The following is a 26,102-nucleotide window of genomic DNA, read 5'->3' as shown; positions in this document are numbered from 1 at the left end:
AGCAGGCATTCGCATTGCTTCGTACCGATATTTCACACCTCCCATGATAGGTTCATTACTATTAAAAGGACAAATACACTCCAATGAGAAATATCAACCTATTGATCATCATCATGATGATCAGTATGCATACATATGCACAACATACATTAAAAGGTAAAATCAGTAACAATGACGGTAAAGGTATAGTTGGAGCAACTATCAACATCGAAAATGGTCTTCACTCGACCGTTTCTGATACCGCAGGCTATTTTGAATTTCAAAAACTAACTAAACAAAAACAAAATATACAGATAACCGCTGTTGGCTATCAAACCATCAAACAGCTGATATTGCTAACAGATTCCACCGTACACTTTAAATTAAATACAGACAACCTGCATTTGAATGAAGTCGTTGTAAGCGCAACCCGATATGGTGTCAGTAAAAAGGAAGCACCAGTTATTGTGCAGGTATTAGGCCCTAAACTTTTTCAGGCTACACAATCTGTAGCTATGTCCGAAACACTAAACTATCAACCAGGAGTTAGGGTAGAGAACAACTGTCAAAACTGCGGTTTTTCACAAGTCCGTCTAAACGGATTAGAAGGCGCCTATTCACAGATCTTGATCAACAGCAGATCCGTATTCAGCGCATTAAACAGTGTATATGGTTTAGACCAACTTCCAACCAGTATGATCGACCGCATCGAAGTCGTTCGAAGTGGTGGTTCTGCCCTATTTGGAGCAAATGCAATTGCCGGTACCATTAATATCATTACTAAAGATCCTGTCGAAAATGATTGGCAGATTAAATCTACCAACTCATTAATCGGCGGTAGCAGTTGGGATAATACGGTAGACTTCAACACCTCCTACGTAGATGAAGACCTTACAACAGGAGTTACCTTTTATGGTATGCACCGGAATCGTCAACCATTTGATAAAAATAAGGACGGATTTTCGGAGATAACAGAACTTAACAATACCACATTCGGAACAAAAGCATTTTTCAAACCTTCCGATGTCAATAAAATAACAGTAGATTTCAGTACCATACAGGAATTTAGAAGAGGAGGAGACCAATTTAACAAATCACCCCATTTTACAGCCATCACAGAACAACTGGAAACCAATTCACTGATTGGTGGTATCACTTACGATCATTATTTAGCTGACTATAAACAAAAAATCTCCGTGTATGCTTCCGGCCAAAAAACAAAACGTAAAAGTTTTTACGGGGGACTGGGCGAAGCGCCCACTGCAACAGATAGTTTAAGAGCCGCAAATTCTTATGGAGACACAGATGATTTGTCTTTTGTTACAGGAACACAATACACAAACAATTTTGAGGATGATGTCTTTACCGGCGGTATTGAGTTCAACTACAACAAAACAAATGATCAGATTCCCGGATATCAACGTATCATCGATCAAAAAACAAAAGGAATAGGAACTTATGCCCAATACGAATGGAAGCCAATATCCTCTTTCAAAGCATTAATAGGAATGCGATACGACTACATCTTCGTCGATGGAAATTATCAGCTCCAACAAGTGGAACGCAGCAGTCAGAAGAATTTTGGATCTTGGAATCCGCGATTAACCATCTTGTACGATATCAATAGTAATATTCAATTTCGTGGCGGGTATGCGCGCGGGTTCCGTGCCCCACAAGCCTTCAATGAAGATATGCATGTGACCTCAATCGGAGGAAAACAGGTTTTTGTATTAATTGGAGAAGACCTAAAAACAGAATATTCAAATGCTTATACCGGATCGTTCAATTTCAGCAGAAATTTTGGTAATACGCAAACAAGTCTTTTAGTGGAGGGCTTCTATACACAGTTGAATAATCCATTTACGACAGTCTTGAAATCAGAATCCAATGACATTATGATTGAAGAAATGCGAAACGGTACAGATGCCTATGTATACGGAACAAACCTAGAACTTAATGTAGCCCCTTCAAGTATATTTAGTCTACAAGCTGGTGGTACGATACAACGCTCGCGATACCAATCGGCACAACTGATAGCTGAAGCTAAAACAGGTCAAGAAGCCATTTTGTCCCAAGATTTCTTACGTACGCCAAATGTCTATGGGTACTTAAATGCCAATTGGAAAGCAACTAAGAAATTCGCAGTTGACCTAACAGGAGTTTACACCGGAAAAATGAAGATCTCGCATATACAAGAAGAAATCATGAGCCTCAAAAATACGAGGGATTTTATGGAGCTGAATGCACGGTTAGGATATACTTTTGCTGTTCACAAAGATTTTAACCTTGAATTATTTGCAGGTGTACAAAATATGTTCAACGCATTCCAAAAAGATTTCGATAAAGGCGCTAATCGAGATTCAAACTACATTTACGGTCCGACAAAACCACGTACAATAACCTTTGGAGTAAAAATTGGCCATTTTCACTAATCCCATTTATTAAAGAAAGATGAAGCATATGCACAAATTTGTTTTATTAATAACGATTATCCTTTATCCGCTCAGCCATTATGGTCAAGAGCGGATAATTTATACCTCTTTTCAACAATTAGACTCTTTATTAAGCATAGCACCAAAAGAAACAATCATCTTCATTCATACCGACTGGTGCAGCTACTGCAGAAAAATGGAAAAAGAAGTCTTTTCAAAAAAAGAAATCTATGACCGATTAAACAAAGATTATTATCTAGTTGAATTAGATGCGGAGACGGTTGAGTACATCACTTTCGATCAGCAAGTATGGAAATCAAAAACTCCCAAAAAAAATACCGGACAATATCATCCCTTAGCCTTACTCTTGTTAACCAGCCAAAAGATGGTTTTCCCGAGTCTCCTGCGTTATGATCAAACATTTAAATTAAAAAGTATTAAGCAAAAATATCTAAGCCCAAAAGAGTTAGCGAATTTTTTAAGATAATTTAACATCTCGCTGTAGCGAAACCGAAAAACATAACGTTTTAGTGGTAATATAAGATACAATTTAAAAAATTATGAAAAAATTTACGAAATTTTTAATGGCATTTTTATGCATGGGGATAGTTTTTGCTTCCTGTAACAAAAATGATTTTGATTATGAGAAAGCTGAAAGAGAGCAAATTGAAAAAGCAAGATTAGAAAAAGTACGCAGAGATTCATTAAAAAGAATACAAGCTCCTTTATTAGAGCAATATGCAAAAACCAAATGGGGAGATAATGCTAAATACTCTGATTCAACTGGAATCTGGTATAAAGTAGATTTAGCGGCTGGAAATGAAACTCCTTACGTATATAAAGGAACTGTTAATGGTATTGGACAAGCAGGGTTAAATGTTTGGGCAGCAACTGTAAATTTTAAGGGTGAACTGATGAATGGAACTGTATTTGATAAAAATACAGATGGAGTTCCTAAAAATTACACAGATATTCGTCAAGCAACTACAGTATACGGAGCTGCTTGGGTTCAAGCATTTGTACCAACAATCATTAATATCCAAGGTAAAGATGTAAGATTCGAGGGATTACTACCAAAAGGTCTCCAAAAAAATGATAAAATTAGTTTTATTTCACCATCTTATTATACTTTTGACCAAGTAGAATATACAAAAGGTAGCGAAAAAGTAACTGTTCCTAAAAATACTCCAGTTGTTTACACAATCGAAGTGAAAACTGTTGGAGATGTTACTGGTTCGTAATTAATACAAAATCAATAAAAGCATATAAAAGGTCCTTTACATCGTGATGTAAAGGACCTTTTATATATATATAATTTTCACAAGAAAACTATTGTTAACGAACAAAAAGACAGCACATTGCCCAATAAAAAATTATCCTACACTTTACTTGCTTTAAAATTCTTTCGTACCTTGTAGCACATCTAAACAATTGAACGTTTTAACCGGTATAATAACAGTAATAAGTAAAGAAATTTATGAAAAATTTTACAAAAATCTTTTTTGGAATGTTGGCAATGATTATTGCTTTGGCATCTTGTAGTAAATCAGACGACTTTTCAAAATTAGCTGAAGAACAAAGAATTAAAGATTCTATCGAAAATGCGAGAATCCAAAATTTACTAAAAGAACAGGCTCCTCAGTTGAAATCATTTGCCATCAAAAATTTCACGAATCCTAAATTAGATACAGCAACTGGTATTTGGTATGATCTGATAGCTGAAGGTGACGATGCTTCATACGCTTATCAAATCAGCTCCGGTGGTTACCTGATGTATCCTACCGCTGTAGTAAATTATAAAGTTAATTTACTGAACGGCGCAGATAAAGGAACTCTTGTTGATGAATCTAAAGAGGCTAGCCCAGCAACATTTACGATAAATAGAGACCGTATTATCTTATTCTGGCAGTTCGCTTTTTTTCCAAAAAAATTATCTTTTCAAGGTAAGGAAGTAAATATCGGTGGATTAACTGTAAAAGGACTTAAAAAAGGAAGTAAAATAAAAGCTGTAGCACCATCTCCATTCGGTTATGATCAAGTTGCAAAAGATAAAGTTCCAGCAAACTCTCCACTATATTCTGAAATTGAAGTTGTTTCAATTAGCAATTAAATGGCGTTTGGGAGATTTATTTCTTCTAAAATTTTAAACGAATACACGATGCAGGATCTTTACTTACGTAAAGATCCTGTTTGTTTTTAATTCACTATCAAAAACTAAAATAAAAAAACAATAGTATCAAAAAGTAGTCTAAAAAACTTCTTATCTTGCTCTTCATATCAGTATACCATTCAAAACAAAGACGCAAAAATGAAAATAGCTTTAGCCCAGTTAAATTATCATATCGGCAACTTCAGTTCCAACACAGCAAAAATTATTACTGCTATTGAAAATGCAAGAGCACAACAAACTGAAATTATTGTTTTTTCTGAATTAGCAATTGGCGGCTACCCAGCAAAGGATCTTTTGCAAAATGCAACATTCTTAAAACAGTGTAGTGAATCTATTACCACCATTGCATCACATTGCCAAGATATTTTATGCATTATCGGAGCGCCTGTCCCCAATACAGATCCAGAAGGTAAAGCGCTATACAATGCTGCAGTTTGTTTAGAAAATGGAAAGATTACACACATTAGTAAAAAAGGACTACTTCCTAACTATGATGTTTTTGACGAATATCGTTACTTTGAACCTAGCAGAAAATTCGCATGTCTCACCTATAAAAAAACAAAAATAGCATTGACCATTTGTGAAGATTTATGGGATGACGATCAAGGAAATAATTCTTATGTTGGCGATCCCATGAGCGAATTACTTCAAGAAAACCCAGATTTGCTGATCAATATTGCAGCATCGCCTTTTTCTTATGTCCATTACGAAGATCGTGTTGCTGTTTTGAAAGCACAAGTGGCAAAAGCAAAACGTCCGTTAATCTATGTTAACCAAGTAGGTGCTCATATGGATATAATTTTTGATGGAAGATCATTAGCTATTGATGAAAATGGAGCAATTTGTTGCGAATTAAAAAAATTCGAAGAAGATGTACAGATTATAGAATATAGAGATCAAACCATAAAAGCAACAACAGCATTTACGGTACCCCAAGATCAGGAAATAGCACTGATTCACGATGCCCTGCTTTTAGGTTTACGTGATTATTTTCACAAATCTGGTTTCAAAAAAGCTGTCTTAGGCCTTTCCGGTGGATTAGATTCAGCACTAGTTGCCGCATTAGCCTGTGAAGCATTAGGTTCAGAAAATGTACTTGCAATATTGCTTCCTTCTATTTATTCATCCGACCATTCCATTCAAGATGCATTAGATCTCGTAAAAAACACCAATTGCGCACATCATATCATTCCAATAAAAGATATTACACAGGCCTACGAAACAACATTAGCTCCCTTTTTTGAAGGGCAACAAGCGGGTGTTGCCGAAGAAAATATCCAGGCACGTACCAGAGGTACGTTATTAATGGCAATTTCCAACAAATTTGGTCATATCGTTTTAAACACTTCAAATAAAAGTGAAGCAGCGGTAGGTTATGGCACCTTATATGGAGATATGGCAGGATCGATTTCAGTAATAGGAGACGTATATAAATCAAAGGCCTATGATCTCGCCCGATACATTAACCGAAATAAGGAAATTATCCCATCTAATACAATTGAAAAAGCACCTTCTGCAGAATTAAGACCCGATCAAAAGGATTCAGATTCCTTACCACCATATGATTTACTGGATGAAATATTATTCCTATATATCGAAAAACAAAAATCAAAAGAGGAAATTTTAGCTCAAGGTTATGATCTTAATATTGTTGAAAAAATTATAAAACTAGTTAATAATGCCGAATTTAAAAGATTTCAGGCTCCTCCAATACTGCGCATTAGTCCAAAAGCTTTTGGTCCAGGCCGTTCGATGCCATTAGTTGCCTTTTATCAATAATTTTTTTTACTGATATAATTAAACTTTTAACATTTACATTTGTCTAACACTAAGAAAATAATATAAATCCTATTGGTCATGAAAAAAATAATTTATTTCCTATTTGCAAGTCTAATTCTTGCATCTTGTGCCTCATATCAATATAATACGATGCGCGACGAAAAAGTAGATTTTTCGCAATATCGTACTTATGGCTGGTTACCACCTGTTGATTCGTTATCAAAATCATACTTTGATAATGATATTGCAAGAACAAATATATTAGACGCGAGCAACAGCGAATTACAAGCAAGAGGCTTATCTTACAGTAAGGATAATCCAGATTTGTTATTCCGTTATATAACAATTGTCAATAACAAAAGCCGTTTAGTATATGGATCCTCATACGCTTATGGAGGTCCATGGGGTTGGTACAGACCGTGGTTTTCTCCTTATTATGGTTATGCAACATATCCTGTAGCCAAAGAACGCTACCGCTACGCTCACTTAATCATAGAAGCTGTAGACCGTAAAACAAATAAAGTTGTTTGGCAAGCACGTGGATCTGGTGAAGTTAATAGTCCAGAGAAAGCTGCAACTAATGTTGCTAAAGTTGTTCAAGGAGTATTTAAACAATACCCTTTAACCATAAAAAAATAATACTGTAATCGTGATCAAAAGTATAAAAGCCATGAGTTTTCTCATGGCTTTTTTTATAGTCTAAGAAATTCCTTTATATAGAAGCTCGAATCTTAATATTAAATGGAACTTCTAGCCTCTCTTTAGAGTTATTTTTAATCAAATTTGCCGCCATCCGTCCCATTGTTTCAAAATCAGTTGATATGGTTGTAATTCCATTCAAAATAAATTTCTTTAAAGGTGTTTCATTATAGGAAATAACACCAATATCTTTACCTATCAAAAGCTTTTTCTGCTGGATCTTGTTCAGTAGCTTTACGAGATCATCTTCAATAATATTAATATAACAAGTACCCACTACCACTTTTTCTTTATTTAATTCAGACACCAGCTCATGATCAAAAGCGTATTGCTGACAAAATTTATAAAAACCTTTGATAATTGCTTTTGGGAAATCACTATGATCTGGAAAAACCAATTTTATCATTTTATATTTACTTAAAACTTCATTAGCTTGTTCCAATGCTAAATAAATATCCTGTTCATAATTCTCATAAACCGCTGGAAAATCACCAGGTACATCATCAATAAATCGTCCTAATAACATTAGCTTATCGATTGGTATTCTACGAATAATATCTGGCGCTTTATCTCGTCCCTCTTTAAAATGTGGAAACAGCACGTAATAGTCATAAGTTTTGGTCAGATTCGCTAATAAATTCTTGAGATAAGAAAGGTCTGAATTATAGACAAATAAATCGAGATCAGCATAATCCCCCAACTCCTTCGCAAATGAATCATAGACTATTTTTTTGTGAACACTCAATTTATTCAGAAACAGTGCAATTTTACATTTGGATTGAATATCTGTTTTATTGACATAGTATCCCTTACCTGGATTTGATGCAATAATTTCATGCTTTTTTAAATAGCGATAAGCCTTTTCAACCGTATCTCTAGATATTTCAAGATAAGTACTGGATTCATTAATTGAAGGAAGCATTTCACTCTTCTTAAGCCTTTCATTTTTTACCGCATCAATGATGGTATTCGCCAATTGGAGATATTTAGGAGTTGCTGAAAAATCACTGATCTCCAGTGTCATTAAAAACTGAGCAGTTGAATTGGTCATTTTAAAATTTAGATTAATCACTAAAATAACAATTAATTAGCATAAAATTTTAAAAAAGTTAAACTCTAAGACCATTCATATTTTTCATATTTCAACTTTTTTAGGTGTTTACTACTAGGTACCATAACAGCACAAGATGGAAACTATTGTCAATAGCCGTAAACTTGTTCTGGTAAAAAATCTATTTACGCCATTCATGATTAGACAAACACCTTAAAGGTTGTTTGTCTAATGATTCCTAAAAAACAATTGGTTTTTTAAAGACTTTCACGCTCTCTATTTAGAAACCTTTTGTATTGAAGAAAAGGATCAAGTGATTACACTCGACCCTTTTCTTATTCATAGTTCTGATCTATAACAATTTAAATTTCATTTATTTCTAAAGTACCGCAATGCAATAAGGTCATTCGGTATTGCCAGCTCATTCCAATGGTCATGAATGACAAGAGCTGCGCCCAATGCTGTTGCCTGAGCCATTGAAGCGCCAAAAACTTCGACTTCAGGAAATTCTTTTGCCAGAAGACTCATATAAATATGGTTCTTACTAAACCCACCGTCTACAAATATTCTAGAGATCTTATTCGCATCTAAAACTAGTTTTGTTGATTCCACCTGTACTTTGATGAGGTGTAAAATTAAACTATGGTAAGCTTCTTCATAATTACGGTATCGATCAAGCTCAACTTTTGAAAATGCTTTTAAATCCACAATTACAGGCTCTTTCATTAATTTTTCTAAAATCCTTAGATTAAGCTGAAGATTACGAAACTTCGCTGTCGTAACATGAAAGAAATCAGCAATTCGTTTAGATTGCAGTTCATGTTCATAACCTGCAAATAACCGCGAAGCCTTAACCGGGTTTCCTAAATAAGATTGATAAAACAAACAGTCCTTTTTTAGTTCGCAAGAAGTTAGAGCACTATTATTAAATGGATTAAATGAGATACACCAAGTGCCCGTGGATATTAGAACAAATGGTTCACTAAAATTGAATAAATAAGGAATTAAAGCCGAAGAACTATCATGAAGCCCCGCTCCTACTCTAAAAGGGCTACCAGGAAATGCACCATCAAAAACTTCATCTCCTTTAACAATTGGAGCTAACACCTTGGTAATACCCTCATCTTGTACCCATTGATGATACTCACCCTTTTCAAAATCCCATAGAGCAGTATGACAACCGATGCTGGTCATATCTGAGTAGAACTTTCCAGAAACCAGAAAACTTAAATATTGGGGCAAATGCAGAGCAAAGTTGACCTGTTTATAAATTTCTGGTTGCTTCTTTTTTAATCGAAGAATCTGGAAACCCGAATTTAAACTACCTAATGTTGGCGATGAAGTTGTTAAAGAAAAATGTTCCTCTCCTCCATACTTATTATGCAGTTCTTGTTGAATAGTAACAGGAAATTCTTTTAGATAATTATATAATGGAGTTAAGGGTCTACCATTTTCATCAAGATATACAAAGCTAGCCCCGTATGATGTAAAATTAATCGCTTTAATTTCAAATTCATTCTTTCTAAAGACCTCATGAAGTGAATCAAAAACCGATAATCTAAGACTTTCAAGATTTTCACAAGGATCCCCGTCCTCATCCTTTGTTTCTAAAAATCTGGCCGAACGTTCAAACACGATCTGATAATTAGAATCAAATAGAAACAGCTTTTTGTTGGTTTTACCAACATCGAAAATAGCAACTACAGGAATTTTATCATTATTCATCCTAAAAACTTTATAATCCAGTTGCAATAGTTTGTAAACCTCTCTCTTCTATTAGCTTATCACGTAATTTTTCCTCTTCAAATAATAATACAGGATTTAAAGCTGCACCACTCCTCAACCTAGATTCAGCAACCAATGGTCTTACATCCGTACGAAATGCATCTTGAAGAATTTCTTGTGCTTTTACAATATTATTCGCTTGTTGAGCGGCCTTGAGTGCAACACGATCGATAAGTAATGCTTGCGCATAAGCAATTTTAATGGCTTCAACAGATTGCAGCAAGTCCACTAAAGGATCTTTAAGATTATGTGAAGCATCAATCATCCAACCTAAACCAGTAGCGTGATCCATTCCCTTCACATCCATCCCATCAATTAATTCATTAAAAATCAGAAAAAGCTGATAGGGTTTAATACTTCCTGCTGTTAAATCGTCATCAGCATATTTACTATCATTAAAATGAAAACCGCCAAGCTTCCCCTCCATTAATAACAATGATACGATCTGTTCAATATTAGCATTTGGTAAATGGTGCCCTAAATCCACTAATGTGTAAGCTTTAGGGCCAAGCTTATTTGCCAAAAGTAGAGACTGCCCCCAATCTCCAATAGTCATCGAATAGAAATAAGGTTCGAAAGCTTTATACTCGATAAACAATTTCCAATCCTCGGGTAAGTGTTTATAGATTTCCTGCAAACTGGATAACGTATTCTGAAAAGCCTCACGGAAATTCAATTGGCCAGGAAAAGATGAACCATCAGCTAACCAAACAGTCAAAGCCTTTGAACCGAGAGCTTTTCCATAATTGATAACCTCTATATTATGATCAATAGCCTGCTTGCGAACCTCAGGATCAACATGATGCAAAGATCCATACTTATAACTATATTCCTGCTGTGGTTGATCTTGAAAAGTATTGGAATTAACAGCATCGAACGTGATATTTAAAGAACGTGCCAATTCCTTCATTTTTGCGGTGTCTTCTGGAATATCCCAAGGTATATGTAAGGAAATAGCTCCGCTAGATTTATTAAGCGCATGTAGTAGACCAACATCTTCAAACTTTTGCTCCAAACTCCCTGGCTCGCCAGGGCCAGAAAAACGTCCGAAGCGTGTACCACCTGTCCCTAGTGCCCAACTCGGTATCCCGATCTGAAATTTCTGAAGTTTAGCAATAAGCTCTTCAACTTCATCAATATCCTGAGAAATAAATTCAAATGCTCGATTATGTTTCTTTTCTAATTTATTATTGTGCTTTTTTATTAATTGTTGATCTAAAATCATATTAAAAATGGTTATTGGTTAAAATTTACTTAGATACAGCATGTACTTTCTTTTCATTCCTTAAAAACTAAGATATAAAACCTACCGTAAAAAAGCCATTGCCACTCCCCCATCAACGTTTAATATATTACCTGTAGATTTATTCAGTAAACCACCAACATGTGCAAAACACGCATTTGCAATGTCTTCTGGCAGAATAATCTCATTTAACAAAGTACGTTTTGCATAATATGCAGGTAACTCCTCTATCTTTACACCGTATGCCTTAGCACGACCTGCGGCCCAACCACCTGCCCAAATATTACTATCGGAAATTACGGCATCTGGGTTCACTACATTCACTCGAATTTTTGCTGCCCCTAATTCAGCGGCACTCAAACGGCTCATGTGTAATTGAGCCCCCTTTGCACTACCATAACCAATATTATTCGGACCACTCACTAAAGCATTTTTACTTACAATATTGACAATATCACCACCGATATTTTGTGCTTTTAATATAGCTGTTGCAGCCTGAGTTACCAGAAACTGACCTTTAACCAAAACGTCATATAAAAGATCCCAGTCATCTTGTGTATGTTCCTCGATCGTTTTAGAAATGGATAAACCCGCATTATTAACGACAATGTCAATCCCACCAAAAGCTAGTACAGCATCATTGAGTGCATGTTTTATCTGGGCCTCATTAGTTACATCGAGTAGAGTCGTAATAACCGCATCTCTACCAAACTCTGCTACGAATTCTACCTCGCATGATGCAAGCCGATCAGCATTGATATCATTCAACACGACAACAGCACCTTCCTGTGCCATCTTTCTTGCAATCGCCTTTCCAATCCCACCACCACTTCCTGTCACGAGTACAATCTTACCTGATAATGCTTTTGATTTTGGCATACGTTGTAATTTTGCCTCTTCCAACAGCCAGTATTCAATATCAAAAGCTTCCTGACGTGGCAATGCAGTATATTCGCTTACCGCTTCAGCACCTTTCATTACATTAATGGCATTAATATAAAATTCAGCAGCTACACGAGCAGTTTGTTTATCCTTTGCAAACGAAAAAAGACCAACTCCGGGATATAAAACAATAACGGGATTTTTATCACGTATAGCGGGGCTATTTTCATGTTTACAACGGTCATAATACTGTTCATACATCTCTCGATATCCTGCAAACAAAGGCTCCAATTTTCTTTTAACCTCCGCTACATTATCTAAACATTCAGATTTATCTAAATTTAGTACTAAGGGCTGGATTTTAGTTCTTAAAAAATGATCCGGACAGCTTGTCCCTAATGGTGCTAATCGGTCCAGATCGTTTGAATTGATAAATTCTAAAACACGTTCATCGTCTGTAAAATGTCCGATCATATGGCGTTCACTTGAGCAAAATCCCCGCAAAATAGGAGCTAATTTTACGACTTGCGCATTTCTTTCTGCTTTATTAAGACTTACCATTTTCTGGCTGCCAAACACGTTATTCTTCTTACCAGAACTTTGTTCAAGGTAGGTGGCACAAGTCTCAATAACATCCAAAGAATTAATATAACAATCGTAAGCAGTGTCTCCCCAAGTAAACAAGCCATGAGATCCCAACATAATACCCTTGATACCAGGATTTGCTTCTAAACAGGCTTTTAATTGTAAACCTAAATCAAAACCAGGACGTTGCCAATCAACCCAACCGATCGATCCTTTGAACAATTCAGCAGTGATACTTTTCCCATCTTTAGAAGCTGCAATTGCAATTGCGGCATCTGGATGTAAATGGTCAATATGCTTAAATGGTAAAAATCCGTGCAAGGGCGTATCAATAGAAGGCGCCTTAGAGCTTAAATCAAAAATACAATGATTAAATAGTGCGACCATTTCATCCTCATATTCGATTCCTCTATACACATTTTCAAGATTACGTAAGCGCTGAAGATATAATGCTGCAAGCCCTGACTTCTTCAGCGTGCCGATATCTCCGCCAGACCCCTTTATCCACATGACTTCAACACTTTCATCAGTAAGTGGATCTTTCTCCAAAACTTTACAAGAAGTATTCCCACCTCCATAATTAGTAATTCTTAGATCGGCGCCTAGAATATTTGAACGATATAATAATAAAGCAACTTCATCACCTTGCAATGATTGCGCTATTTTATCGTCCCACAAATAATTTACATGTTTGTATGTTTTCACTGCTATATATATTAAATTAATTTTCTAAAGTTCTTGCAAACCCTACAACACAAATAGAAATTATGATTGTCGCTATGCCTGCAATTATAGATCGATATGCCATTCTATTCACGCCCTTCCACTCATTTAATATAATTCCCCAAGCATTTGAAATTAAAATAATGAACGCCATGTGAAGAATCCAAGAACTGGCACCATTACCCAATCGACTCTCACCCATACCATAAAAGAAGAACTGTAAATACCACATTGTACCTGCCAAAGCACAAAAAAGTAAATTCTTTCCTTTTGGTACATTGGATTTAGTATAGTCTGAAAAAGTTCTATTTTTAATTAGGAGATAGACGCACCATATAAAATTTGTAGTAAAACCTCCCCAAAGGATAATGATATAAGTCACATTATTTTGATAAAGAAATTCTCCACTGTTCGAATTACTATTTTTCCATATGGAATTTGCAACATTAGCAAGCGGTTTACCTGCTTCAATACCAAAATTGAAACAAGCACTAAGTACACCAGAAATGATCGCAACGATAATACCCAGAGTAAAATTGTAATCAGACCTTGCGGCCTTAGAAAGAGTCGAAAGACTTTTCTCCTTTGAAACACCTGCCCGACCGCACAGCACAACACCCATTAGACATATTAATAAACCTATCAATATGCAAGTTCCTGATTGAGTCATAAAAAAATAGTTGACTCCATGTTTACCCACTGTGGGGTAAAAAAAATAATAAAGACTTGGCATCAGCGAACCAAAGACCATACTTAAGCCCAAAATAATACTGCTACCTAAGGAAACACCAAGATAACGTATCCCTAGACCATAGGTAAGTCCACCTATACCCCATAACAATCCAAATAAAAAAGTATAATATAAAGTAGCTGCCTGGGCATTGCTGATAATCTCCCAAAAATTAGGAATAGTTAACCATGCTGCAAATGGTGGTACAATAATCCAAGAAAATAGACCACCTAGGATCCACATGGATTCCCATGACCATCCTTCAACTTTCTTATAAGGCACATAAAAACTTCCTGACGCAAAACCGCCAATGAAATGAAATAAAACTCCGAAAACAGCATTCATATTTATCTTTTTAGGTATTGTACATAAACTAAATTACAAGATTAAAATAGGTAAACTGTTATGGACTGTTATGCATAAATACAGAGATTATAGCCAACAGATATTTCATGATTTAGAAGCAAAAGGTCAATTTTCAATGTGTGGAAAATTGACCTTTTGCATATTATTATTATTAAAGTAATAAAACTAGATTATTTATATCCTAAATTTTGTTTAAGTCCTTCCCCTTCTTTGTTATTTAATTGAATTTCACTCAAGGGGATTGGAAGTAAAATATTATAATCTTGGAAACCACTGGTTATTTTATTTGCCGGTCCTTGATCACCATTTAAAGCAATACGTTCTTTGAGTTTATTTGTTCTCACCAAAGTCATTCTACGATTTTCTTCTGAAATCAACTCACGGGCACGTTCATCAAGAATAAAATCGATCGTCATATTTGATGCGAGAACCTTTCCTAAAGCGGTGTTTCCAGATTGAATACGCGTATCTTTAAAAGAACGATCTCTCAACTTATTGATATCCTCAGCTGCTCCGCCTAGATTATTTTGTCTAAGACGTGCCTCTGCCCTTAATAGATACGTTTCTCCAAACCGCATGACTGGCCAATCTTTGACCAATGCATAGCCAAAATCATCAATCGGATCATAACCACCCCACTTTGTTGGGAAAGGATACCATACTTCCAAACTGTCTGTACGAAAAGGAATCACTTTATCACCAGTTTTTATCGTCACATTTCTAACCCCTGCACCTTTAGCAACACGATAACCATCGGCATCCACACCGATTTCTGTACTCCATGGTGTTACCACAGCATTGTTGACGGTCATATTAGGTCGGTTATAATTTGTGGTACGACGGATATTATAATTGCTATTCCGAATATCACCTTGAAGTCCTTTCCAGACCGTATACTTCATAAAATTGCTTAATCTCAAACGTCCATTACCCCTTCCTCCAAGAGAATCAGCGTTTACCATTCCATCCCACTTGTGATAGGAAGGTTGCCATACACGACGATGCTGCGGATTATCGATGGTTCCACCATTCACTTCGCGATTAAATTCAACTTCAAAAGTCCATATGGCTTCGGTATTTCCTTGAGCGCGGCGCATATTGCCCTGTCTAAACATATCTCGAAAAGCATCGCCACCCTCATTTAAGTATTTACCGTAACGACTGTCAATTAATTTATAACTGCCGCTTTCAATGATGGCTGTTGCCATGGCTTCTGCTTTAGCAAAATAAGCAGGATCTCTCATGCCCATTCGAAGATAAACTTCAGCAGCCAATTGTCTTGCCATATCTTTATTGATCCGGCTTGGAGCAGCAGCTTGTCCAACATTAGCCAATTCCTTAGCCGCATATTCCAGATCTTCAACAATCACTTTGTCCACTTCTACAGTAGAATTTCGTACATAATTGAACGTTGGAACTTTAATAGAAGTAGTCAACAAAGGCACATCGCCCCATAGCGTGACCAACATATGATAAGCATAAGCTCTAAAGAATCTTGCTTCTGCTGCTGCCTTTGGATTAGTATCCCCTACAGCTTCAATAATGCTATTTGCATTGTTAATAAACTCGTAACAGCGTTGCCATAAGTAGCTTACTCCACCATTTTCTGGATTGAGATCAGCATATTGAAAAAAAGGATTTTCCACACCTTCCGTAGAACCAGCATTTGCGATATCAGTACCGATCTGCCAACACGACAAAAATCCTTGACGCCCACTATAACCCCACAATTGACCAAAAGTCGCATGCAAACCTAAAACTCTATTTTCTATTGTTGATGGATCACTATTTCCAGCTTCGTAATTAGAATAGGGTTTCTCTTCCAGAAAATTCTTACTACAAGATGCAGAACCTAACAAAAAGATCGCAAAGACAGGTAATAACTTATTTTGAATATTCATTGTTTTTTTCATCAGTATATATTATTTTTTATCGATGATGAAGCTATCATGAGCAGTATATCTTTCTTTGTGCACATTTACTCATGATGGTTTCATGATTTCATTAAAAGGTTAAATTAACTCCAAGTACATAGGTGCGAACCATTGGATAATTTAGATGAGCATTATCAGATCCACGAGTGATATCTCGAGCTTCGGGATCCCAGCCAATCCAATTGGTCCATGTATATAGGTTTCGGCCACTGACATAAACCGTAGCCCCATTGATACCCAATTTATTCAAGGTATTTTGTGGCATATTGTAACTTAAGGTCACATCTTTCAACCGTGTAAAACTTGCATTTGATGGAAACCCATAACCATATACATTGGAACGATTACTCAATGAACGCCATTCGTTACTTTTATTTTCAGGAGTCCAATAGCCCAATTCTGCTGGCGTACTTTTACGTCCCATTTCATCTGCAGCCGAACCGATCTGCGGATTATTGCGTAGTGCTCCTTGCACCGTATTGATGAAAATATTTAATGAAAATGCTTTATAGCTAAATGTATTGGTAAGTCCAGCGGTCCATTTCGGGGCAGTTTGTCCCAATACAGATCGGTCGTCCTCATTAATTAGACCATCACCATTTAGATCCGCTAATTTTACACTTCCTGCTTCTGCTTGTTCATCCCATCCTTTATTAGCTCCCGCTTTTATTTCCTCTTCCTGCCAGATCCCCACTTTGGTAAAATCATAGATGATACCCAGCGGATGTCCGATCAACCACCTATTGCCCAGATCTTCTTTTCCATCACCATAAACTTCTACAATCTTATTTTTATTGCGGGAGAATACAACCGTACTGGACCAAGTAAAATCATTCTTCACAATATTTTTGGTATTCAGCGTCAGGTCTATACCTGTATTAGCAACCTTTCCAATATTAAAATACACATCTTCAAAACCCGTAAGTCTTGGAAGGCGCTGTTTTAAAAGTATATCATAAGAATTGGTTTTATACACATCGATGCTTCCACTTATTCTGCTTTTAAATAATCCGAAGTCAATCCCTGTATTGAATCCCTTTGTTTTTTCCCATTCCAAATCATCATTTCCCATTCTTTTACGAATATTCAATGCCGTATTGGATAAGCCTTTCATCGCAATAGTACTGGCATCCATTAACGAAAGCGTTTCATAGATGCCAATAGCCTCATTTCCAGAAATACCGTAAGATATTCTCCATTTTAAATTGTCCACCACATCTTTAGTGCTATTCATGAACCATTCATTATGTATATTCCATGCGACAGCGGCAGATGGAAACATTCCGTATTTATTATTTCTACCAAAGATAGAGGCCCCATCTCGACGTGCAGTTACTGTAAATAAATAACGGCTATCGTAAGAGTAATTTAATCTACCCATTTGGGAAATAGAGCGGTACAAGTCGGCTTGAGAAGACACTTTCTGTGTGGCGGCAGCACCTAGATTACCCCATTCCAAGGCATCATTAGGGAATACCTCTCCTGTAGCAATAGCCTGTTGCCAATATTTACTTTTTGAGGCATATAATCCTGTGAAATCAAGATGATGCTTACCAAAATCCTTCGTGTATGTTAATATATTCTCCAATGTATAGGACTGAGATTCACTGTTGGTGATACGACCCATCCCGGCAAAATTATAAACACTCTCCCCTTCATATTCGTTGGTACGACCAGGGACATAAGTATATCCTGCATTGAGTTTATATTTTAAACCTTCCAGCGGTTTGTAAAGCTCCCCAAAATTAAGATCTGCATAACCGTTGAGGGAGATATTAAATTGACGACGCTCTGGATTTAATGTCGTTGGCAAAAGTGGATTGGTCCAAAGCTGTTCCGAATACATGGGATGCTGTGTTAAAGTGCCGTCATCGTTATACATTTTGGCATAAGGGCTCATTGCAGCAGCCTGTAGAAGACTCGCGCGTCCACCATCTCTATTATGCGCTATGATATAAGATGATGTACCTACCGATAAATATTTAGTTGGTTTAAAATCTGTATTCGTTCTAAATGAATATCTTTTATAGTTGTATCCTAATAAAACGCCTTTTTGATCCAGATAATCTCCAGAGACATAGTATTTGGCATTCTCACTTCCACCTGATAAACTGACATTGTGATTCTGGATCACACCTGTCTGCATCACCGCATCCAACCAATCGATGGTCACACCATTGGTGTAATTATCAAGCTCATTCCGATTGCGAACCGGACCACCATTATATAGCGGACTATTATTAATGCGGGAATATTCAGCATAACGCTTTAAAAGCTCTTCTCCCGAAACGGGCTTAAGAATATGTGCAACATTTTCTACACCGCCATAACCACTGTAACGAATACGCGGGGTTCCGGATGTACCGCGCTTTGTGGTGATCAAAATAACACCATTAGAACCATTCACACCATAAATCGCAACAGCTGATGGATCTTTTAAGATCTCGACCGACTCAATATCATTGGGATTGATATCATTAATAGAACCATCTGTACGCGATAGCGGAATTCCATCAACGACAATATACGGTTCTGAAGATGCATTGATCGAGTTCTTACCTCGAACTTGAACATTTGGAGCATCTCCAGGTATAGAGGATGCTTGCGAAACCGAAACATTGGATACGGCACCTTGGATAGCTTGCATCACATTCGTAACCGGAATTTTTGACAATCGATCCTTTGGTACTGATGCCACAGACCCCGTAACATCCGATCTCTTTTGTATTCCATATCCGACCACAACTAATTCGTCAAGTACATTTTCAGATGGAACAAGCGTAACATCAACAATTCCCCCCTGAGGTACAATAACCTCCTTTTCCTGATATCCGACCGAGGAAATGATCAAAGTATTTCCGTGATTAGCTTGAATGGTAAAGCTACCGACGGTATTTGTTTGTGTACTGACCGAACTTCCTTTTACTTTAACGGTAATGTTGCTTATGGTTTTTCCTGTAGAAGCGTCTCGAATAGTTCCCTTTATGGAAGTTGCTTGACCATAAGTAGTCATCGCTATTAAAAATAAACTGTTTAATAGCAATGTGCTTTTTGCGTATTTATTGCAATAGTGGGTTAACATAATTTACAATTGGTTTTTAGATTAGAATTACTATTTTATTCCATTTATTATAGGACCATACCTTTATCCTATAATCCCCCTAAAGGTTGATTTCAACTTGATCCCATCATCGTATAGTTTATATTTTTGTTTATAATTGGTACTTAGCAAACTCAAGAAGATCGTTCGCTAAAATTCCATTGGTTAGGAAGAGAAGCACTCTTGTTGCGCTATTTTCCAATTCCCTCTAGGTCAAAATTATAGCGGATTCGCTTATAAACGGTTTGAAATCGATTCAATAAGGTTGAAAATCTATTCAGGAGTCATAATAATTCACTAAAACTCAATAAAAAGCAAAAACCATTTTATTTAAGAGATGCCTTGGGGACATTTTAAATAAAATGGTTTTAAAAATTTTGTTGCGATATATACTAGCTCTTGCGCAGTAGCATTATCTCTTTTCTCTAAATACTTAAAATAGATTCTTAACCATAACGACCTTTGATATAGATCATATTCGCCATTACACTTTTCACTTGCAAAATATTGATCAAAGGTTATTATTGTTGATCCGTGGATATCAAATTCAAGACTTGATAACGACCATTTTTCCTACTAATTCCTACTTGATTCAGCTTTTGGTTCAATTTTTTTATTGGGAATAATTCATCATTAGTCCATTTTTCGCCCGATTTTTTCCATAACATAAGTGTCGCAAACAATTGCTTTTGATTTGCACTTGTGTTTGCTTTTAAATTCAGGACTTTACTCGTTTCAGAAACTGGGTTTAAACCTGCTGCACTTACTATCTCCACCTCTTCCCAGCCCTCAACAGGAATAACAGCTAACTGATACTGCCCATTGTCAATAATACTTGCTGTCCATTTTTTATATTTAATTTGATGCTCAACAATTGCTCTATCTTCATATTGTGGCAATGCGTAGTGTCCCAACCGTAGCGCAATAGATTTTTGGCTATACACCTGATCCACACGCAAGATTCCGTTAGGAAGTATAATATCTGCAAGTTGCAAGCTGATGGTAGAATCCGAAGCTAATACAGCGTCCCTGTAATAAATATCATCCTGATAGCCTTTGAATTTATAACGGCGAAGTGATTCCCATTTCTTCCCACCAATTTGAAACATATAGTTCATTGATACTTCACCATTCTTTCCATCCGCTTGCCAAGGAAATGCGCTATTATAAGCCAGTTTATTATAATTCTCAGTTCCCTGATAATAGCCGATAGTTTTACTATCACACCAAGCCCTGATCTCTGATGCGCCAATTCCAGCATAATCAGTAATCAAAATTTCAGCACCAGGAGCAAGCTTATTCAACACCTTCGCTTTTGGTATCTCGCTCTCCCAAGCACCTAAATTTTCATTTGCTGTCCAAAATATATTATCATCAGGAATGAGCAATCCTAAAAATATTTTACCCAACCAAAAAGCACTTCCCCTACAGCTGTATTCCTGCACGGCAGGTTCAAATGCACCATAAAAACCAAGTGTAGGAATACCTTCAGATAAAAAATCAGGCTGTTTGAGAAATTGTAACAGTGTTCCTGATGCAATTCTTCGCATCCATCCATAATTGATGCTTTTGTCCTCTAGAAAACCCATCAGAGGAAAGGGAACAGCAGCTCCCATGCGATAGGCAATACTTCTCCCCCACATAATCATTTCCCCGTCCTTACTGAACATATAAGGATAATGACCGACCATTTCTCTTAAATGAGTCCTGAACTTCTTCGCATAATCTGGATACATCTGATCGCCATAATAGGTAGCCCATAAAGTTCCGTACATCTGATACCCCCACATACTATAATAATCATAATAAGGCTGGTCATTATACCAACCATTCCCCTTATAATCAGATAAACATTTCTCCAACAATTCCTTTAAATAATCTTCACGTATCGAGTAACCTTTACTCTTAAAGAAGCTTAAAATCATGACATTAAAAAAACGCCAATTCATATCAATAGTAGGTCCGTTACCATAACTTAAGAGTGTATGCGCTAAAGTATCTTTTTTCTCCTGTGATAGCGGATCCCATAAAATTTCGGGAGCGGCCATCAGCGATACGGCCAAACCACCAAATTCAACAAGCTTTTGACTTGGTCCTCCTTTTTTGGGTAAAGGTGGAATGAAACTCGTCGAATTTGGATTCACTAATTGCGTAATCTGATGCCGGTAATAATCGGCAATCTTTAGACCACCAATTTCATAGTCGGGATTTCCCTTCATCAAAGGCAAAGCAATAAACAGAGTCCTACAAAGTCCTTCCAACCGTTCTGTTTCCGTATGAACGCCGTCTCTAGGATAACTACGTCCTGGTTGTTTAGGAAACTCCATCGGGCTATCCAGATTACTGACGTAACTAAAGGCACCCTTTAAAAGATATTCGGCTGCATCTAACCAATGTTGACGGTTCATACCGGTATAGGGACTGAGATTCAGATCTGGATTTTTGACGTTAAAAACAGCATCTCTTGTCCCTTGTCCGAACATATCCATGGGATAGGATACAATGAATATGAAGCAGGACATAAACCCAAACATGTATTTTTTCATAATTAATGTTTGATTATATTTTGTATTGCCTCGAGACTAGGCGCCCATTCAATAACCCTGACCTTACTTGGACCAGATTCTAAAAGTCCTTCTCCATCCTTTTGATCAGTAGCTTGAACAAATAGTGATAATCGCCCCTTGTTTCGCCACATCTCAGTATCATAACTGGGTTCCCATGCTCCTAATGATTCGTTATTCAAATCAAATAGTTGATAATCATTATCCGTCACCTTATTTAAGTTCAAGACAGAAGCTCGACCTAATCTTTCCTTATCCCGGAACAAGAGCATGACAGCAACCCTATCTCCTTTCCCTTTAACCATTAATTGTGGTCTCGCTATAGGTATTTCTTTTGTCCCATGTCCACTCAAACTGAAAGACATTTTTCTAAAATCAAAAGAACGGACTTCCCAAGCACCTTTCCTATAATAAATAAGTTTATATTGAGGAATTGTAGAACCTGCAGCCCGCCAGTAAGTCGCAATAAATGGATTGCCATCATCATCTGCAGCCATCGATGTTTGATTGATCAATTCACTGTTTTGAGGAATACGCACCGCATATTCCGCTGTTGATTCCTGTATAGGTAATGTATATTGAGCTCCAGTAGTAGACTCCCAAGTGAGCCCTCCATCCTTAGAACAAGCATATGCCATATCATGATTACTGGCTACATCGGGACTTTCTCGCCATACCCAAGACAAATGTATCGTTCCTTGGTTGTCGACATATGCCTGCCAATAAGCATTTCGTTTCCCTTCTCCATCGATTAAATTACGATGCAGTCTAGTCCATTTTTTATTCTTGGGATCATAATTATTCATAACAAGATTTCCTGATCCAGAACCGCCATCACGATAAAGAAATAATAATGAACCATCAGGCATTTTAAAAAATTCAGGATAAGTCACATACTGTTCATCTTCCCCGATCATAGACTGCTCAGGTCCTAAGTCCAGTGTATGCGGCTGCTTTGTTCGAGCATATCGCAACTGACCATTATGATGATCCCAACAAACATGTAAATATCCCTCTCCATCAATCATGATACTGATAATATTATGTGCATCCTTAGCTCTGCCCGTATATTCGGTAACCTGTAGCTGCCAGCTCTTCTCGTTCAACTTTCTTTTTCCTAATACAACTTTTCCCTTCTCGTTGTAGTAGGCTATGTATTGAAACTTCGCATCACTAACGAGAGAATTTTTTCGAAAAACAGCTGTATTGACCGTATTCTTAGCCCAACCGTCTCCAACTTCCATGACCTGAAGCTGCTTGCTTTGCGAAAAACAGAAATTTAAGGAAAGGATAAGATAAAAATAAATTACTCCAACTGTACAAAATGTTATTAATCTCATGACTCTTATCTATTATTGAATGACCTTACTTTGATCTTTTTTCCAATCCTGTCCAGACCAAATACGCTTCGAACTCCATTCTTCTTCTTTGGAAGTCCAAAAACTATCCGTTTCAGAAAGTCCAAGAGGTAAAAAAATAGTACTGCATAAATATGGACTCCCCTGATTGTTATAAAAATCCCCTAATCCGGGCTGATCTCCATATAAACCAATCGTTAACCAGTTTTGATGGTAAGTTGATGGGCTTTCAAATGTTTTCTTCATAACGGCAGATAAAGCGGCGCGAACTTGTCCTTCCGTTAACTCTTTGGGTAATCTCTTTTTCAATGCCATGTCTGCCAGGTGATGAAATGCTGCTCCACGATAAATTACTGACCGGCCCGATGGTGGAAAAGTCCCATCTGTATTAATCAACCTTTCCAATATAGTGGCATATCGTTGGTTTCGTAATTTAATTTTTGCAAACATGCTATCATAATTTTTAGTCTTTTGCTCGATGACATCCATAATTCCGGATAAAAAAGGATGAATGACATAACTATTATAATAATCATATGCGTAATGAGGACCATCCATATACATCCCATCTCCAACATACCATTGTTCCAGTTGTTGCAAAGCATAATCCACTCGCATAACATCCCAACCTGTACTGTACTGGGCTAAAAAAGCTTCATTCATAGCAGAAAAAAGTAACCAATTGGAAAACACCGGTCTGAATTGACGTGTCGTTTTGATAGCCTCAATCAAATGACCTTGGGTTACAGGATCCAGATGATCCCATAACCAAGGACAACGCAAAAAAGCAACTGAAATAAATGAGGCATCCACTAATTGCTGCCCACCTAGATCAAAACGCAGAAAATCATTTGCATTACTATCTAAGGCATTTTTTAAGGCTTGAATAGTCCAATTGCGATATTGTTTTCTCAATGCTTGCTCTTCTTCCGAACCATCATTCAAAGCCAACCAAGGCGATATTCCGCTTAAAACTCGACCTAATACCTCTACATATTGTACTTGAATGCGATGTTCTTTATTGTCAACTGCAACAGAAGTAATTTGAGGCATATTGATCTTTAAACTGTCATGAGCCAGACTACGCATAACCGGTCTTGCCATACGATCCATCTCCTTTAGCCAAAAGGCTCTTGAAGTTTCTTTCCATGCAATAGGATTTCTCTTCTGCCCATATGTCACAGCGGCGAAGCATATGAATATCCATAATGTCCATACATTTTTCATCATTACTCGCTTAAATATCTATACATTTCAACACCTGCCAATAAAAATGCTCCGACACCGAATGGCGATGTTGAATGGGCATCAACCACTTGACCCGGTATGGCCTTTTCTCCTATAGGCTGAATATAACCTACTTTTCCATCACGCTGTAAAGCAACAGTACTTAAATAATGCCATCCTTTTTTTGCAGCACCCTCAAATTCGTTTTTGTTCAGAATACCATTATTAATGCCCCAAAGAAGTCCATAAGTAAAGAATGCCGTTCCACTGGATTCTTTACCGGGTGCATGTTCTGGATCCAGCATACTTCTCGTCCAGAAACCCTCCTTCTGTTGACACGCTACAATAGCATCGGCCATATCTTGAAAACGTTTTACATAATGTTTATAATGAGCATTGTCTTTGGGTAGATCTTGTAGCACTTTTGCTAATCCCGCGAATACCCAACCATCACCTCTTGCCCAAAAGTCTTTTTTTCCATGGGCAGTCTTATGTTTTGGATAAACGTATTTTGCATCCCTATAATACAATTTTTCATCCTTATCATACATGATACCATCTGCATAATCCAAATATTCATGAAGTTTTTCTAAATAGAGCGGGTTTTTAGTTAAATTGTACATCTTAGTCATTACAGGCATAACCATATATAGTCCATCAGCCCACCACCAGTAATCATAATGTTTGGAATGAATTTGGTAATTCATCACTTCTTGCGCTCGAGCTATCTTGTAAGCTTTAGGGGCGATATGATAAAGATCAATATACGTTTGAAAACAGATCTGCCAATCGCCAAATAACACATAGTCATCGGTCTCCCCATAGCTATATTTCCAATTCGCTTTATCAGTTGATTTTGCACCCTTCCATTCATTAAAATCTGCCCAATCTTCTGTATATTTTAAGAAGTTTTTATTTTTAAACTCTTTATAAAACTCCATATTACCACTGTGATAAGCGGCTTGATCCCAAAATGCCCAAACTTGAGGCTTATGATTGGTCTGCCAATATTGATTAGCAACATTCAATTGGGCCAAAACATCACTCTTTTTAAAGTCTTGTCCAAAGACAGAATAAGTAATCAGAAGAAAATAAACAAGAACGTATTTGTGCATATCTTAAAATTTTAAGGTTTAAAAAATCCAATCAACAGGGTTTAGCAGATGTAAATATGATTGAAGATTGGTTATTCAAATCTAGATAAAATCTATACGGTCGATGTTTAATTTTAGTTTATTCAACATACAAAATGGGATCATTTTATGATTATAGCCATTGATTACATGTTTCTTTTGACTAAAAACGCATTTTTACGGAGCTTTTGATAAAAAAGAGACACAAACAAGAAAGTAATCAATTTTTAAAATAAATGTTTATATTACATTTATTTTAAATAACATTCTATATCTTTAAAGAAGATACCAATTTGAATCTGACTTTTTGAAACATTTAGATGCTCAAGTAAGACGGAAAAAATGAGCTATTTAAAGCTAAC

Annotated in this window: 17 protein-coding genes; 6 read left to right on the top strand and 11 right to left on the bottom strand. The window is 36.7% G+C overall.

Features of this window, described 5'->3' with window-relative positions; genetic code table 11:
- Nucleotides 1-83: 83 nt before the first annotated feature.
- From WH188_RS13645 to WH188_RS13620, 6 genes are all read left to right on the top strand, one after another.
- Entirely contained in the window at nt 84-2,411 is a 2,328-nt protein-coding gene (locus tag WH188_RS13645) for a TonB-dependent receptor (RefSeq protein ID WP_168127584.1), read from the top strand.
- 28 nt (nt 2,412-2,439) lie between these two features.
- Nucleotides 2,440-2,898: a thioredoxin family protein gene (locus WH188_RS13640; RefSeq protein WP_168127585.1), complete on the top strand. Its 459-nt coding sequence runs from the start codon at nt 2,440-2,442 to the stop codon at nt 2,896-2,898.
- Between the two features lie 73 nt (nt 2,899-2,971).
- The gene (locus WH188_RS13635) at nt 2,972-3,652 is read left to right on the top strand and encodes a hypothetical protein (RefSeq protein ID WP_132769172.1); all 681 of its coding nucleotides are present in this window, start codon (nt 2,972-2,974) and stop codon (nt 3,650-3,652) included.
- A 236-nt stretch (nt 3,653-3,888) separates the two neighbouring features.
- A complete protein-coding gene (locus tag WH188_RS13630) occupies nt 3,889-4,521 on the top strand; it encodes an FKBP-type peptidyl-prolyl cis-trans isomerase (protein ID WP_339424105.1) in 633 nt (210 codons plus the stop codon).
- Between the two features lie 198 nt (nt 4,522-4,719).
- Nucleotides 4,720-6,360: an NAD+ synthase gene (locus WH188_RS13625; protein WP_168127586.1), complete on the top strand. Its 1,641-nt coding sequence runs from the start codon at nt 4,720-4,722 to the stop codon at nt 6,358-6,360.
- A gap of 78 nt (nt 6,361-6,438) precedes the next feature.
- A complete protein-coding gene (locus tag WH188_RS13620; protein WP_132769178.1) occupies nt 6,439-6,999 on the top strand; it encodes a DUF4136 domain-containing protein in 561 nt (186 codons plus the stop codon).
- A 73-nt stretch (nt 7,000-7,072) separates the two neighbouring features.
- Here WH188_RS13620 and WH188_RS13615 read toward each other — a convergent pair whose 3' ends face one another.
- From WH188_RS13615 to WH188_RS13565, 11 genes are all read right to left on the bottom strand, one after another.
- A complete protein-coding gene (locus WH188_RS13615; protein ID WP_206368523.1) occupies nt 7,073-8,110 on the bottom strand; it encodes a GntR family transcriptional regulator in 1,038 nt (345 codons plus the stop codon).
- 369 nt (nt 8,111-8,479) lie between these two features.
- Nucleotides 8,480-9,835 carry an FGGY-family carbohydrate kinase gene (locus WH188_RS13610; protein ID WP_132769180.1) on the bottom strand — a complete coding sequence of 452 codons (1,356 nt, stop codon included), beginning with the start codon at nt 9,833-9,835 and terminating at the stop codon, nt 8,480-8,482.
- 10 nt (nt 9,836-9,845) lie between these two features.
- Nucleotides 9,846-11,120 (bottom strand): TIM barrel protein, encoded by a 1,275-nt coding sequence (locus tag WH188_RS13605; protein ID WP_168127587.1) that lies wholly within the window; start codon nt 11,118-11,120, stop codon nt 9,846-9,848.
- 81 nt (nt 11,121-11,201) lie between these two features.
- Nucleotides 11,202-13,310, bottom strand: a complete 2,109-nt coding sequence (locus WH188_RS13600; RefSeq protein ID WP_168127588.1) for a bifunctional aldolase/short-chain dehydrogenase — start codon at nt 13,308-13,310, stop codon at nt 11,202-11,204.
- Nucleotides 13,311-13,326: 16 nt separating this feature from the next.
- Nucleotides 13,327-14,403: an L-rhamnose/proton symporter RhaT gene (gene rhaT / locus WH188_RS13595; RefSeq protein WP_168127589.1), complete on the bottom strand. Its 1,077-nt coding sequence runs from the start codon at nt 14,401-14,403 to the stop codon at nt 13,327-13,329.
- Nucleotides 14,404-14,594: 191 nt separating this feature from the next.
- Complete coding sequence (locus WH188_RS13590; protein ID WP_207902390.1) at nt 14,595-16,337, bottom strand: RagB/SusD family nutrient uptake outer membrane protein; 1,743 nt, start codon at nt 16,335-16,337, stop codon at nt 14,595-14,597.
- 91 nt (nt 16,338-16,428) lie between these two features.
- Nucleotides 16,429-19,440: a SusC/RagA family TonB-linked outer membrane protein gene (locus WH188_RS13585; protein ID WP_206368526.1), complete on the bottom strand. Its 3,012-nt coding sequence runs from the start codon at nt 19,438-19,440 to the stop codon at nt 16,429-16,431.
- A 539-nt stretch (nt 19,441-19,979) separates the two neighbouring features.
- A complete protein-coding gene (locus WH188_RS13580) occupies nt 19,980-22,004 on the bottom strand; it encodes a DUF2264 domain-containing protein (protein WP_168127590.1) in 2,025 nt (674 codons plus the stop codon).
- A 2-nt stretch (nt 22,005-22,006) separates the two neighbouring features.
- A complete protein-coding gene (locus WH188_RS13575) occupies nt 22,007-23,362 on the bottom strand; it encodes a BNR repeat-containing protein (protein WP_168127591.1) in 1,356 nt (451 codons plus the stop codon).
- A 12-nt stretch (nt 23,363-23,374) separates the two neighbouring features.
- Nucleotides 23,375-24,610: a DUF2264 domain-containing protein gene (locus WH188_RS13570; protein WP_206368528.1), complete on the bottom strand. Its 1,236-nt coding sequence runs from the start codon at nt 24,608-24,610 to the stop codon at nt 23,375-23,377.
- A complete protein-coding gene (locus WH188_RS13565) occupies nt 24,610-25,722 on the bottom strand; it encodes a glycoside hydrolase family 88/105 protein (protein WP_132769192.1) in 1,113 nt (370 codons plus the stop codon). Before WH188_RS13565 ends, WH188_RS13570 begins: the two co-directional genes overlap by 1 nt.
- Nucleotides 25,723-26,102 lie beyond the last annotated feature (380 nt).

The organism is Sphingobacterium sp. MYb388 (assembly GCF_037479535.1).
Taxonomy (GTDB): Bacteria; Bacteroidota; Bacteroidia; order Sphingobacteriales; family Sphingobacteriaceae; genus Sphingobacterium; species Sphingobacterium anhuiense.
This window is presented reverse-complemented; position numbering and strand designations above follow the sequence as displayed.